Genomic DNA, 11,983 nt, shown 5'->3' with positions numbered 1-11,983 from the left:
TGGAGTTCGTACTTTTGCTATATGGATTACCTGCACGACACATTTGCTATTGAGATCGCTGAATACCACGAGTGGAGCGAGAGGAACAGGAAAAATAATTTCTTTGAACTGGTATATATCCTTCGGGGAGAAGGTCTGCAAAGCGTAAATTACATCAAACGAAAATATACGGAAAACGGTATCTTTCTGCTGCCGGCTGCTAAATGCCACATGTATATCATAGAAAAGCCGACGCTGTTTTTGTTCATTCGTTTTACCGGAAGTTATTTTATGTCCGGGGATAAAGACCAACTGGACTATAGCTCCTGGTTTAGCCGGCTCAACTTTATTTTAGGTAATCATGATCGGATTCCCGGAGAGATCATCAATGACCCGGAAGACAAAAAACAGGTGAGAAGACTGCTCGATGTGGTACTCTTTGAATACGAGCGAAAAGATATTTGTTCCGCTTTTATTATCCAGAATACGTTGGTGTCTATTCTGGGTATTCTGTCGCGTAACATCCAGAAAAAGGTATTGCAGGGACGTACATTCAAAGACAGGAAGTTTATCGATTTATGGAACTTTATCTCCTTTAATATTTTAGACCCGGAGAAAATATCAGTATCTTATCTGGCTGCTAAATTTAATATTGCTGAGAGTTATTTCAGTGAATATTTTCAACGGAATGCTGCGGAACGATTTCAGGACTTCGTACTCAAATCACGTTTGCAAATTGCTGAATCCCGCGCTATTTATACGACTACTCCTTTAGCGGAAATCGCCTGGGAATTAGGATTTACTGATAGCAGTCATTTGAATAAGATGATGAAGAAATATTTTGGTAAAGGGATGAGGGAGATCAGAAAGGGGTTATAATTTATCTATCACATCCTTGTACCCTCTTCCAATAGGTATCGATATGCCATTAAGCTCCACCATCTCCGCCGTGTAGGATTCTATTTTATTGACAGAAACAATGAAAGACCGGTGTATGCGTTTGAAGATGGCCGTTGGCAGGATTTCTTCTATCTCACTGGTACTCATCTTGGAAATATACTCATTCCTGGTGGTAACAATTTTAATGTACTCGCGCTGGCTTTCAATATACAATATCTCTGAAAAAAGGATCTTGACTTTCCGCTTTTGTATATTCACGAAGATAAAGTCCCTGTTCTCATTTGATCCTTTCTTTTGTTCTGTATTGACCTTATTCACTGCGGTTAGAAACCTTGCAAACTCAAAAGGTTTCAGCAGGTAGTCTGTTACATTCAGGTTAAACCCTTCTACGGCATATTGATGGTAGGCCGTGGTAACAATAACGGCAGGTGGATTGGCTAGTGTTTTCAGGAAATCCATGCCTTTTAGTTTAGGTAGATGGATGTCCAGGAAGATAAGATCTACCTCGTTATGCAACAGGAATTCAGCAGCAAAGATGGCATCTTTAAATACTTTCTGTAATTCCAGGAACGGCACTTCGGAAATATAATCACTTAGTACTTTCACTGCCAGCGGCTCGTCTTCTATGATGATGCACTTTATTTTAGGCATGGCTTGCAAGGTTTATTTTTAAGGTAGCGGTGAATACAAAGTCACCTTGTTGTACGTCCAGTTGATAGTCGGTGTAAAGCAATTCCAGTTGCCGCCGCAGGTTGGAAAGACCTATATTTTCTTTTGTTTTGGTTTCACCGGACGGATCACCGGTAGAATTTTTTACTATAAAAAGTAACTGCCTGTTTTTTACAGACAGATGAATATCTACAAACGGGAGATCTCTCGTTTCAGATACGCCGTGCTTGAAAGCGTTTTCAACCAGCGGAATCAACAGGAGCGGAGGTAACGACTGCTTCATATCCTCCAGATCATAATTGACGTTGACGCGCAGGGAATCATCGTAGCGTAATTTCTCCAATGCGATGTAGTCATCGATGATTTTAAGATCCTGTTCAATAGCAATATAGGGGCCACTGGTTTCATACAGCATGTAGCGGAGTATCTTCGACAAACGAAGAATGGATTCAGGCGCCAGGTCAGACTTATCTCTTGCCAGCGAATAGATATTATTCAGGGTGTTGAATAAAAAATGTGGATTGGTTTGAGACTTAAGATAGTTCAACTCCGCTTGTTGACTGGCAATACGTAATTGCTGTGCCGACTGTTTCAGCCGGATATAATTGTAGATATGTCTGACGATACCAAAAAACAAAACAGATCCTATACTATAGCCTGTCAGGTTGCCGATTCTTTTTGCTATGGTGATAGGTTTGCCCAGCGTAGTGTAGATATGCAATGTTACGCCAAGTGTCCGCCAGAGATAGAAACCCAGCGAGAAAAAAAAGCAGTATAACAATACCCGAAAAAAAGAAGAGATAAACCTTTTCAGACTTAGCTTCGGCAAGGTGTATTCAAACAGGGAGTAATTTGCTACCGATAAATAGCATACTAACCAGATTTCATTAAAAATTATCAGGGGAAAATTGCCGGGATTTTCTATTGCATCACCAAGCAGGTTTAACAACAAAAAAGCGGGTATCAGCCACACGTACAACTCAAATAGCTTTATGTCAGATAGTTTTTTCATGTTGATGTTTGGTAGGATAAATGTCGGCAAATATTTTTCTTTCTCCTAATGCCCTCCGGTGATTGACGCCACTTTGCCGTTTGTTTACCATAACCCGTTGTTCGTTGACAGCTTACTGTACAAACAGGGGGGATTCACTATCCTTGTATCATCAACAACCAAACAACCTAATATTCAAACTCAATTTAAACAAAACATGAACAAGCTAATGCAGTTTGGCGAAATAGTAGATGGATATGATATCCCTGTCCTGAATGAGAGAGAAATCAGGGCCTCCGCAGGTATACTATTTCTGGCCACCTATACTTCCCTGATGTTTATCCTCTTTGCGGGCAATTTTATACTGGTAAAATATGTCATCTCTGGCTTCCTGCTCGATTTACTGATACGGGTATTCATTAGTCCGAAATTTTCTCCGGTGTTGATCCTTGGGCGTTTGATCGTTCGTAACCAGGCGCCCGAATATGTGGGCGCACCGCAAAAAAGATTTGCATGGAGCATTGGTATTGTCTTATCTGCCATCATGTTTTATTTCCTCGTAATTGTAAATGCCTATAGCCCGATAACAGGCATCATTTGTCTCATTTGCCTGATATTCCTGTTCTTTGAGGCGGCTTTTGGTATTTGTCTGGGTTGTTTGTTCTATCCTCTTTTTTTTAAGAATAGAGTACAGCATTGTCCCGGAGAAGTATGCGACATCAAATCCAGGCAGGATATTCAAAAGGTTTCACTGGCACAAGTGGTCATGCTGCTCTTATTTATCGCCTCCGTTTTCTTTGCCACCAGGTTGCTCCAGGAACAGTTTAGCAAGAAACCCCATGATTTGTTCAAATCTTCCACTACGGTTAAATCCAGATAAATATGCTACCGCTACCGATGCCGCATGAAGGCGGATTAGAAGAATACTTTGCTGTTTACCGGAACAATATCATYGGCCATCAACAAACCTTTACCTCACCTTTTGGAGAAAAGAAAATCATTTATGCTGATTGGACTGCCAGTGGCAGGGCTTATGGGCCTATTGAAAAATATATACAGCAGCACATACTTCCTTTTGTTGGAAATACGCATACGGAGACGACAGTTACTGGTAACTATATGTCTAAGGCCTATGAAGAAGCGAAACGCATTATGAAATCACATGTCAATGCCGGCGAAACGGATGTATTGCTTTTTTGCGGTAGCGGCATGACCAGTGCCGTCAACAAGTTACAAAGGATATTGGGACTGAGACTACCGGAGCGTTTTATTGATTACATTCATGCCAGTGAACTCCCGTCCTGCGATGAAGTACTGAAACCGGTTGTTTTTGTAACGCATATGGAACATCATAGTAATCACCTTAGTTGGTTGGAAACTGTTGCCACCGTGGAGATCATCGGATGCGATGAAAATGGCAATGTTGATATCGCGCATTTCAGCGCTTTACTAGAGCACTTCAAGCACCGACCCAATAAGATAGCCGCAATAACGGGATGCTCCAACGTTACCGGGATCCAAACACCTTATCACGATATTGCAAAACTCATTCATCAATATGGCGGGTTATGCTTTGTAGACTTTGCCTGTTCTGCTGCCTACTGTGATATCGATATGCATCCGGAGGACAGGGACGGTGATGCACATTTAGACGCCATTTATTTTTCAGCGCATAAATTTTTAGGCGGACCAGGTACACCTGGGGTATTGATTTTTAATAAAAAACTTTACAGGAATGCAGTACCGGACCAGCCGGGAGGGGGAACCGTAAAGTACAGTAATCCCTGGAAGCAGCATGAATATGCCACGGATATTGAACAACGGGAAGATGGAGGAACGCCTCCGTTTTTACAGGGTATTAAAGCGGCCATGTGTATCCGGTTAAAAGAACAGATGGGCGTAGCGAATATCCTGCGGCGGGAAGAAGAACTGCTGGCCATCATTTTTTCCAGGTTGTCAAAGATAAAGGGAGTAGATATACTGGAAGCCGGGGTAACAAAAAGACTCGGTGTTGTTTCTTTCATTGTATCGGGAGCGCCTTATAATTTAGTCGTTAAACTACTGAACGATAGGTTTGGCATTCAAGTGCGGGGAGGATGTTCCTGTGCAGGCACTTATGGGCATATGCTGCTGAATGTGGATAAGCCGCAATCTTATGCCATACTGGATTCTGTCCGATCGGGAGATTTATCGTGTAAACCAGGTTGGATAAGGTTATCTATACATCCCATCATGACCAATGCAGAAATTATCTTCATCATGGATGCTATTGAAACAACGGTATTCAACATACCCGAGTGGGGGAAAGATTATTACTGTGATCCTCATACAAATGAGTATTTCTTTAAGGGGATAACAACAACAGAACAACCAGATGCTGTTGATTGGTTTGATGTTGGGAAATGGCGTAATTTATCTTGTGTCTGAATCTACCGGGTTCGGATTTGCCAGCTTTCAGGACTTTTAATTAACTTACCTGCTTTATGATGAAGACCTGGAAATGAAGGTATTCAAACGGGGTATCATCACTTGTATTTTAACCTGATAGCGGCTGTTTATGCGTTTTCTTATTTTAATTTTATTATTTATCAGTACCGGGGTGTCCGCCCAGTTTGCTGACGTTGATCAATTTATCCGCTCCAAAGAGGGAACCAGGGTGTGGGAGAGAAATACAATGATATGGCGTTGTATAAAGGGGATGAAAGCCGATGCCAGCAATAAAGAAGCTGTTCAGATCTGCACTTGTCAGGCCGATTTAATTGACAAGCATTTTCCCATAAAGCGGATAAAGGAATATGACCGTTTGTATTCCGGTGAGGCATTGTCTAAACTGATTGAAGAAGATACCGCCTTGCAGGCAAGTATTGAGCAATGTTACAAAGATATTTCACAAAACAATCTTTTCTTCTCCCCCGGGCAAATTATCGGCTATCGCGATTCTATGGCGGCTTATATTCGCGCTAATAAAAAGGAGCCACTGGAAGAAAGCCGGATAAACAGCTACTGTGATTGTGCCGTAGCTATTATGGCGAAGCGGAAAATAAATACGCAAACCATTAAGGACATGAATGACCCTAATTCTATGTTGTATAATGAAATTGCTTATCGTTGTGGTGGATATCCCTATAAAAAAATATCTCCTACCACCGGGTGGAAAATGTCCGATAGTCTCGATGTAACCGGTAACAAAAGGATCGATTCTATTGATGTTATCACCGTTAGTGGCATGACGAAGCTGAAAGTGAAAATAGGGCCGCTTGTAAACATATGGATGCTGGATTGCGGCGCTACCGATATGCTGGTGTCAGATACGATGATCAATAAATTACTTCAGTTGAAACTGGTTTCCAGGAATGATTTCCTTGGGCAACAAACATACACCCTTGCCAGTGGTAAAGATATTTTGTGTGACGTATACCGGATCAATAATGTCCAGGTGGGGAAGTTTACCGTTAACAATCTCGTCATCGGCGCCTCCAAAGAAGCTAATACCTTTCTGCTGGGTAAAACTTTACTCAATAAATTTCGACGTTGGTCTATTGATAACCAACGTGACCAACTGATTTTAGAGAAATGATATCCATGACGAAGTGTAGTGTAATACCCGTTTGAAGGCAGCAGAAGAGAAGGTTTTCAGAAAAGAAGAACACCATTACCTGTTCCGGAATTTTGTACCATGGTATAATAAAAGAGATGACTGAAGAAGATAAATATTTAATTGAGTTTAAAGAAAAGATCCTGACATATTACCCGGTTTCAGACAATACTTTTGAACTGTTTAAAAACATTATCAGCTTTCATCAGCTGGATAAAGGGGAGATACTCTTAAATATTGGACAAGTTTCCAAACATCTTAACTTTATCTGCAAAGGGGCTGTGATCGCCTTCTTTACAGATAACGATGGAAAAACCTATAATAAAAATATCTTTTTAGAAAGACAGTTTGCAGGATCTACTGTTTCAGCACTTTTAAAAACGCCATCAGAATTCACTCTGCAGGCGATTGAAGACACCACCATTATCAGGATGAGTTACGCCTTATATAAAGAGGCGATCTACAAGAACGATGAACTTAAAAGTTTTTATATCGCTTATCTAGAAAAGAACTGGATAATAGATAAAGAACAAAGAGAGATTTCTTTGGTAATGGAGAATGCTACTATAAGGTATCAGAAACTTCTGGCAGAATATCCAAACATAGACAAAAGAATTCCGTTACAGCACATTGCATCGCACCTGGCAGTTACCCCCACGCAATTGAGCCGGATCCGAAAGGATTTAAAAAAATAGCCCCCTCTCAACATATGTAAAGAACAATGAAGATGCTTAGGGATAATTTTGCCTTATGAATCAATATTTTTTCTCTATAGTAGCTTTTGTTGGAGGTGTTTGTTTGGCTGTACAAGCCGGTTTTAATACACAATTAGGCATATTGCTTAAGAAGCCAATTCTTGCCTCCATTTCACAATCCATCAGCAGTTTTATATTCGCATCTGTTTTCCTGTTGCTTTTTTCAAAGGAACTACCCAGCCTTCAAACTGCGAAACAAATCCCCTGGTATCTCTGGTTTATAGGCGGTTTGTTTAGTGTTACGGGTATCACACTGTACTATTTCACTATACCCAAATTGGGAATTTCGAAAATGATTGCTTTAGGATTATGTGGACAGCTTGTACTTTCCGCCGTTGCCGGGCATTTCGGTTGGCTGAATTTGCCTGTTGAGCCCATTACATGGAAGAAAATCATCGGAATTGCAGCCATGATGTCAGGAATAATTATCATCAGTTCAAAGTGACCAACTACTCATTAAAATAGACCAACACCATGGATTTCATTAAAAACCTGGAATGGCGATATGCCACCAAAAGGTTTGACACAACCCGGAAAATTTCGAGAGAAGAGCTGGATCTTTTAAAAAGAAGTATTCAATTAACGCCATCGCCATACGGGCTACAGCTTTACAAAGTGATCATCATTGCGGAGCAGGAATTAAAAGAGATGCTGAAGCCGGTGTCCTGGCATCAGCACCAGATTACAGAATGTTCACATCTTTTTATATTCTGTAACTATGCAACAGTGAAGGATGAATACGTTGATGAATATATTCACACAAGATCAGGAATATTACATATAGATAGCGGGCAATCAGCAACGAGAGGAGCATTTATGAAAGGGAAGATTGCGGAAAAAACGCCGGAGCAAAAGACGAATTGGTTGAAAAATCAGACTTACCTTGCTCTTGGCAATTTATTGGGAGCCTGCGCCGATTTAAAGATCGATGCCTGCCCGATGGAGGGATTTGAACCGGAACATTATAATCGCATATTAGGTTTAGAAGAAAGCGGTTTAAACGCCTGTGTGATTGCTGCAACCGGCTACAGAAGTACCGAAGATCAAACGCAGCATCATCTGAAAGTAAGAAAGTCCACCGAATTACTATTTGAAGAAAGATAGACACCATTTAAAATATATGGTTATGAACAAGCTCAATAAAGAAAATATCCAACCAGTCGTTTTTGAATTATACAACGATTATGCACACAATCGGTTAAGCAAAGAGGCATTTACAGAAAAGTTGTCCGCTTATGCTGTTGATGGATGGACTGTTGCCTCCCTAATGGCCTTCTTAACGCCTGATTACAAAGATGCCATACAGGTTCGGGCAGATGACCCTGGAATTACTACAACATATATCAGCTATCCATCTCCCAAAGGAGGTGGCACCATAAAAGCGTTGTTGTGTATGCCCAGGGGCAATCAAAAGAAGCTACCTGGAATAGTGGTAGTGCACGAAAACAGGGGCTTGAATCCACATATTGAAGATGTGGCGAGACGTACTGCTCTGGCAGGATTTGTCGCCCTGGCTCCGGATGCATTGAGTCCTTTAGGCGGTTATCCCGGAAATGATGATGACGGGCGGGCCTTGCACAATAGAAGAGAGCCGAAAGAAATGCTGGAAGACTTCATCGCCGCATTCAATTACCTGAAGCAATATGAGTATTGCAACGGCAAAGTGGGGGTAGTAGGATTTTGTTTCGGAGGATGGATTTCCAATATGATGGCGGCGAGAGTACCCGATTTGCTGGCCGCAGTTCCTTTTTATGGAGGCCAGGCTCCTTTGGAAGAAGTGCCCAATATTAAGGCAGCACTTCAATTACATTATGCTGAAACAGATGCCAGTATCAACAGCGGTTGGAAAGCTTATGAAAAAGTATTGACAGATAACAATAAGGAATATACCGTTTACCATTATCCCGGTACAAATCACGGCTTCCACAATGATACCACTCCTCGTTATGACAAGGACGCAGCAGTGTTGGCATGGAACCGGACTATTGATTTCTTTTCAGAAAAGTTAGTGTAAATAATATACATAGTTCTTTCCGGATCTCATAGTCGCCGAAATTTTTTAAGCGACTATGAGATTTTTGTTTTGATATATGTTGCGTGTTATAACATGAATAACAAGCAGATAGCTATAAAAGTATTTGGTGGATTCTCAGGAGATTCTCTTAAATTTGTTACAGAGAGCCTATAATAATCAGCGACCCCAATTGATATTTTATCACTCCAAAAAACACTMATATGGCTACATAGCAATTTAACGGAATACTGTCTCATGAAATAGGATGGAGAATGACGCTTAAATTGATTTAATTACAACCCCGAAGAATAAATATTTCTCTCAAATAGCTGTACTGGTACTACATGAGACCTGTTCTCACCTCAAATCCTCTGTAATAACCTCATTACTCTCCCGCACCCATTCACACGGTGCACTAATCAATTTATTATGAAAGAAAACAAATTTGTTGTAGATCTTGGTGATCTCAAGCTTACTGACGAACAACGTCATAAAATTAATAGCGCTATTCAGAAAGCAGTGACAGGCGAACTCGCTGGAATTAGTGCTGGTAATGTGGCCCGCAATGTATTGATCCCTGTTAGTCACTGGCCTCATTCTCCCATTATCTGGGGCTTTATACTAAGAGATTTTGATAAAGTAATCATAAAGGATTCTATCAGGTTTGAATAGCTGTTTTTATGAAAGATCAGGAGAAATTTTTATGCCCGTCATCGAGGTGTAAAACAGGATCCGAGCTGCTGGGGATGAGGCAGGAGGATGGTACCGTTGCCATTCTGCCTCAGACTTTGCCGGTCGATGAAACATTTATTCAGAAAGTAAATGAAAGCCAGGTTGCAGCAGAGCAGGCATTCAGATTTACCAATAAATGTGTTGAAGGCGCCTGTTCGCAATGGACCGGTAAAACCTGTGGGGTAATAGACAAATTGGTTACCTACCTGGATAGTGTTCCCGCAAAGGAAGACTTGCCACGTTGCCCCATTCGGAAAAATTGCAGATGGTTTCATCAACAAGGTAACGGTGCCTGTAAGATCTGCGTGTTTGTAATAACTGAAGTCACAGAACAAGACGTGACGACTGTACAAGCATAACGGGTATCCTGCATCGACATGTAATAATGATTTGATCCGTCAGCAGACGGAATTACAGCAGCCGGAAACAGTTGTTCCGGCTGCTTATGTATTGTTACCCTTCTTATTTCGTTCCTCATTCAATTATAGAATTTCTACTTCTTCCGGGATAACAAACAACATGGTACATCCTGTTTTCGTAGTGACGGAGTGTTTGAAATTCGGAGGAGTATATAGGTAGTCTCCCTGTAAAAGTGTAGCCCCTTCCAATATTACGTCACCGCTTAATACAAATATTTCTTCACCGGCAGGATGATTATGATAGGGGTATGTTGCGCCTGGTTCAAATTTCAGCAGGATAGTAGTGGAACGCTGCTTTGTTTCGTCGTAGCAGAGGGAAATGACAGATATGCCATGATAATGAATTCCTTTTTCAATTAATGGCTGCCATTCTTTTTGATTATTTCGTACGATGTAATGATGAATGTCTGTGTTCATATTTGTTGTTTTATGCGGTTAGTTGATTAATAATTGATCAATGCTCCATTTGTAGGAAGGCATGGTGGCCAAAAGGAAGGCGCCTGCAGAGAAGGCGAATACAGAGTAGTCCATCGGCTCTTTTATACCAAATGACCAGGTCATGGCCAGGGCAAATACGAATGAAAGCAGGGCGGCGCTATAGGCAGCATAATTTGTTTTAAAGCCAACGAGCAGCAACATTCCTAATGTGGTTTCCAAAACGGTGCTGCCTATCGCAATGGCCGGAATAATACTTTTGGGCGCAAATGAATTTACCTGTGCTGTATAGGTTAAGAAATTGGCCCAGCCGGATGACTGGCTTCCCCATAAGCTAAGGCGACTCGCTACGGCAGATAAAAAGCCTGATGCCAGTGCCAATCGTAACAGCAGGGTGGCTATGTCTGTAACTTTCATGTCCTGATTTTTTAAAATTGCAGATAATTAATCAGACACAAAGATGGCTTACAAAGGCCCCTTAAAGAATAGAGAATGTTGAGAAAAGCATGTAATATTTACGCTGTCAGCCTTTCTTTATATTGTTTGGGGGAAGATTTTGTTTGTTTCTTAAAGAAATTGGAGAAATAGAACGGGTCGTTAAAGCCAAGCTGATAAGCGACCTCTTTTACAGAGAGATTGCCATAAGTAAGCAGTCTCTTGGCTTCAGAGGTCACCAGCCCATAGATCACATTTTGCGCTGTTTTTCCCGTATGCAGTTTTGCAAGCTCATTTAATTTTAATTCGGTAGTGCCAAGCAATTCAGCAAACTGGCTAAGCGGATAATTGTGCTCAAAATTATTCCTTACCGCTTCCAGGAATTTAAGGAATAAGGCATCGGGTTTCCATATTTCATCTCCTCTGGCAACTTTAGCCCGGTTAATTGCCACCAATATCAGTTCTACCCTGCTATGAACGGAGATAAGGTATTGGTATGGTTTATTAAGCAATTCCTCCTCAATTGATTTTAGCTGGGCTTCAATAACCGCTTTATCAACGGATATCACTTCGTTCATGGCGAAATGGCAAAACAATCCGTTATGGAAAATCAATTCAATGTCTTTATCATCTTTACAAAAGAAATCTAATGTAAATTCAAGTATATAACCTTTCGTTTTTGGAGGCCTGATCAGGCTATGAATTTGCCCGGAGGTGATGGTGATGACCTGTCCAGCAGCAAGATGAAATTCTCTTTCGTCAATAGTCATAGATAGTTTGCCAGAAACGCAGTAAACCAATACGTATTTCATAATACGCCGTGGTTTGTCCATGGCGGCAATATTTCCTACATCGTTTATTGTTATCATCTGTTACTATGGATATGAGACTGTTTAGAATTCGGGTTGACGATTTTGGTTGTTGCGACTATCGCACTGGCTTCTTATGGGCCGGCTTCAAATTTAATAATGTTCTTTTAGATTTTTGGAATTATTCTGAATTTTTGTTGTTGTTATTAGTTGGGGCGCGAACCCCCGTCCTTATTGTTTCAAAGCATTT

At 41.0% G+C, this 11,983-nt stretch carries 15 protein-coding genes; 10 read left to right on the top strand and 5 right to left on the bottom strand.

Going from position 1 to position 11,983, the window contains the following annotated elements:
• Nucleotides 1-21 precede the first annotated feature (21 nt).
• Complete coding sequence (locus AC1DCV_RS08840; protein ID WP_477022861.1) at nt 22-858, top strand: AraC family transcriptional regulator; 837 nt, start codon at nt 22-24, stop codon at nt 856-858.
• Here AC1DCV_RS08840 and AC1DCV_RS08835 read toward each other — a convergent pair.
• Both AC1DCV_RS08835 and AC1DCV_RS08830 read right to left on the bottom strand, forming a co-directional pair.
• Nucleotides 853-1,530 carry a LytR/AlgR family response regulator transcription factor gene (locus AC1DCV_RS08835; RefSeq protein ID WP_477022860.1) on the bottom strand — a complete coding sequence of 226 codons (678 nt, stop codon included), beginning with the start codon at nt 1,528-1,530 and terminating at the stop codon, nt 853-855. The two genes, AC1DCV_RS08840 and AC1DCV_RS08835, sit on opposite strands and share 6 nt — an antisense overlap.
• Nucleotides 1,523-2,560: a sensor histidine kinase gene (locus AC1DCV_RS08830; RefSeq protein WP_477022859.1), complete on the bottom strand. Its 1,038-nt coding sequence runs from the start codon at nt 2,558-2,560 to the stop codon at nt 1,523-1,525. Before AC1DCV_RS08830 ends, AC1DCV_RS08835 begins: the two co-directional genes overlap by 8 nt.
• 196 nt (nt 2,561-2,756) lie before the next feature.
• Here AC1DCV_RS08830 and AC1DCV_RS08825 point away from each other — a divergent pair, with 196 nt between their 5' ends.
• The 9 genes from AC1DCV_RS08825 to AC1DCV_RS08785 all read left to right on the top strand — a co-directional run bounded on the left by AC1DCV_RS08825 (nt 2,757) and on the right by AC1DCV_RS08785 (nt 9,994).
• Nucleotides 2,757-3,419: a DUF4395 domain-containing protein gene (locus tag AC1DCV_RS08825; protein ID WP_477022858.1), complete on the top strand. Its 663-nt coding sequence runs from the start codon at nt 2,757-2,759 to the stop codon at nt 3,417-3,419.
• A 2-nt stretch (nt 3,420-3,421) separates the two neighbouring features.
• Nucleotides 3,422-4,966 (top strand): aminotransferase class V-fold PLP-dependent enzyme, encoded by a 1,545-nt coding sequence (locus AC1DCV_RS08820; RefSeq protein ID WP_477022857.1) that lies wholly within the window; start codon nt 3,422-3,424, stop codon nt 4,964-4,966.
• 130 nt (nt 4,967-5,096) lie between these two features.
• Nucleotides 5,097-6,116, top strand: a complete 1,020-nt coding sequence (locus AC1DCV_RS08815; protein ID WP_477022856.1) for a retroviral-like aspartic protease family protein — start codon at nt 5,097-5,099, stop codon at nt 6,114-6,116.
• A gap of 116 nt (nt 6,117-6,232) precedes the next feature.
• Nucleotides 6,233-6,829 (top strand): Crp/Fnr family transcriptional regulator, encoded by a 597-nt coding sequence (locus AC1DCV_RS08810; protein WP_477022855.1) that lies wholly within the window; start codon nt 6,233-6,235, stop codon nt 6,827-6,829.
• A 55-nt stretch (nt 6,830-6,884) separates the two neighbouring features.
• The gene (locus tag AC1DCV_RS08805; protein WP_477022854.1) at nt 6,885-7,334 is read left to right on the top strand and encodes a DMT family transporter; all 450 of its coding nucleotides are present in this window, start codon (nt 6,885-6,887) and stop codon (nt 7,332-7,334) included.
• A 29-nt stretch (nt 7,335-7,363) separates the two neighbouring features.
• Nucleotides 7,364-7,993, top strand: a complete 630-nt coding sequence (locus AC1DCV_RS08800) for an NAD(P)H-dependent oxidoreductase (protein WP_477022853.1) — start codon at nt 7,364-7,366, stop codon at nt 7,991-7,993.
• 22 nt (nt 7,994-8,015) lie between these two features.
• On the top strand, nt 8,016-8,903 hold the full coding sequence (locus tag AC1DCV_RS08795; RefSeq protein WP_477022852.1) for a dienelactone hydrolase family protein: 888 nt from the start codon (nt 8,016-8,018) through the stop codon (nt 8,901-8,903).
• A 429-nt stretch (nt 8,904-9,332) separates the two neighbouring features.
• A complete protein-coding gene (locus AC1DCV_RS08790) occupies nt 9,333-9,575 on the top strand; it encodes a hypothetical protein (protein ID WP_441573843.1) in 243 nt (80 codons plus the stop codon).
• A gap of 8 nt (nt 9,576-9,583) precedes the next feature.
• Nucleotides 9,584-9,994 carry a hypothetical protein gene (locus AC1DCV_RS08785; RefSeq protein WP_477022851.1) on the top strand — a complete coding sequence of 137 codons (411 nt, stop codon included), beginning with the start codon at nt 9,584-9,586 and terminating at the stop codon, nt 9,992-9,994.
• 123 nt (nt 9,995-10,117) lie between these two features.
• Here the strand turns inward: AC1DCV_RS08785 and AC1DCV_RS08780 are convergent, their stop codons facing one another.
• The 3 genes from AC1DCV_RS08780 to AC1DCV_RS08770 all read right to left on the bottom strand — a co-directional run bounded on the left by AC1DCV_RS08780 (nt 10,118) and on the right by AC1DCV_RS08770 (nt 11,793).
• On the bottom strand, nt 10,118-10,471 hold the full coding sequence (locus AC1DCV_RS08780) for a cupin domain-containing protein (protein ID WP_477022850.1): 354 nt from the start codon (nt 10,469-10,471) through the stop codon (nt 10,118-10,120).
• 18 nt (nt 10,472-10,489) lie between these two features.
• Nucleotides 10,490-10,906: a DoxX protein gene (locus AC1DCV_RS08775; protein ID WP_477022849.1), complete on the bottom strand. Its 417-nt coding sequence runs from the start codon at nt 10,904-10,906 to the stop codon at nt 10,490-10,492.
• Between the two features lie 98 nt (nt 10,907-11,004).
• Nucleotides 11,005-11,793, bottom strand: a complete 789-nt coding sequence (locus AC1DCV_RS08770; RefSeq protein ID WP_477022848.1) for a helix-turn-helix domain-containing protein — start codon at nt 11,791-11,793, stop codon at nt 11,005-11,007.
• Between the last annotated feature and the right edge of the window lie 190 nt (nt 11,794-11,983).

The sequence above is a fragment of the Chitinophaga sp. 10T418 genome (assembly GCF_056394125.1).
This window is presented reverse-complemented; position numbering and strand designations above follow the sequence as displayed.

Coding starts and splice junctions, on each gene's coding strand:
- AC1DCV_RS08775 (WP_477022849.1), bottom strand. CDS start 10,906: ATGAAAGTTACAGACATAGCCACCCTGCTGTTACGATTGGCACTGGCA.
- AC1DCV_RS08800 (WP_477022853.1), top strand. CDS start 7,364: ATGGATTTCATTAAAAACCTGGAATGGCGATATGCCACCAAAAGGTTT.
- AC1DCV_RS08830 (WP_477022859.1), bottom strand. CDS start 2,560: ATGAAAAAACTATCTGACATAAAGCTATTTGAGTTGTACGTGTGGCTG.
- AC1DCV_RS08785 (WP_477022851.1), top strand. CDS start 9,584: ATGAAAGATCAGGAGAAATTTTTATGCCCGTCATCGAGGTGTAAAACA.
- AC1DCV_RS08780 (WP_477022850.1), bottom strand. CDS start 10,471: ATGAACACAGACATTCATCATTACATCGTACGAAATAATCAAAAAGAA.
- AC1DCV_RS08795 (WP_477022852.1), top strand. CDS start 8,016: ATGAACAAGCTCAATAAAGAAAATATCCAACCAGTCGTTTTTGAATTA.
- AC1DCV_RS08835 (WP_477022860.1), bottom strand. CDS start 1,530: ATGCCTAAAATAAAGTGCATCATCATAGAAGACGAGCCGCTGGCAGTG.
- AC1DCV_RS08810 (WP_477022855.1), top strand. CDS start 6,233: ATGACTGAAGAAGATAAATATTTAATTGAGTTTAAAGAAAAGATCCTG.
- AC1DCV_RS08825 (WP_477022858.1), top strand. CDS start 2,757: ATGAACAAGCTAATGCAGTTTGGCGAAATAGTAGATGGATATGATATC.
- AC1DCV_RS08840 (WP_477022861.1), top strand. CDS start 22: ATGGATTACCTGCACGACACATTTGCTATTGAGATCGCTGAATACCAC.
- AC1DCV_RS08790 (WP_441573843.1), top strand. CDS start 9,333: ATGAAAGAAAACAAATTTGTTGTAGATCTTGGTGATCTCAAGCTTACT.
- AC1DCV_RS08770 (WP_477022848.1), bottom strand. CDS start 11,793: ATGATAACAATAAACGATGTAGGAAATATTGCCGCCATGGACAAACCA.
- AC1DCV_RS08815 (WP_477022856.1), top strand. CDS start 5,097: ATGCGTTTTCTTATTTTAATTTTATTATTTATCAGTACCGGGGTGTCC.
- AC1DCV_RS08805 (WP_477022854.1), top strand. CDS start 6,885: ATGAATCAATATTTTTTCTCTATAGTAGCTTTTGTTGGAGGTGTTTGT.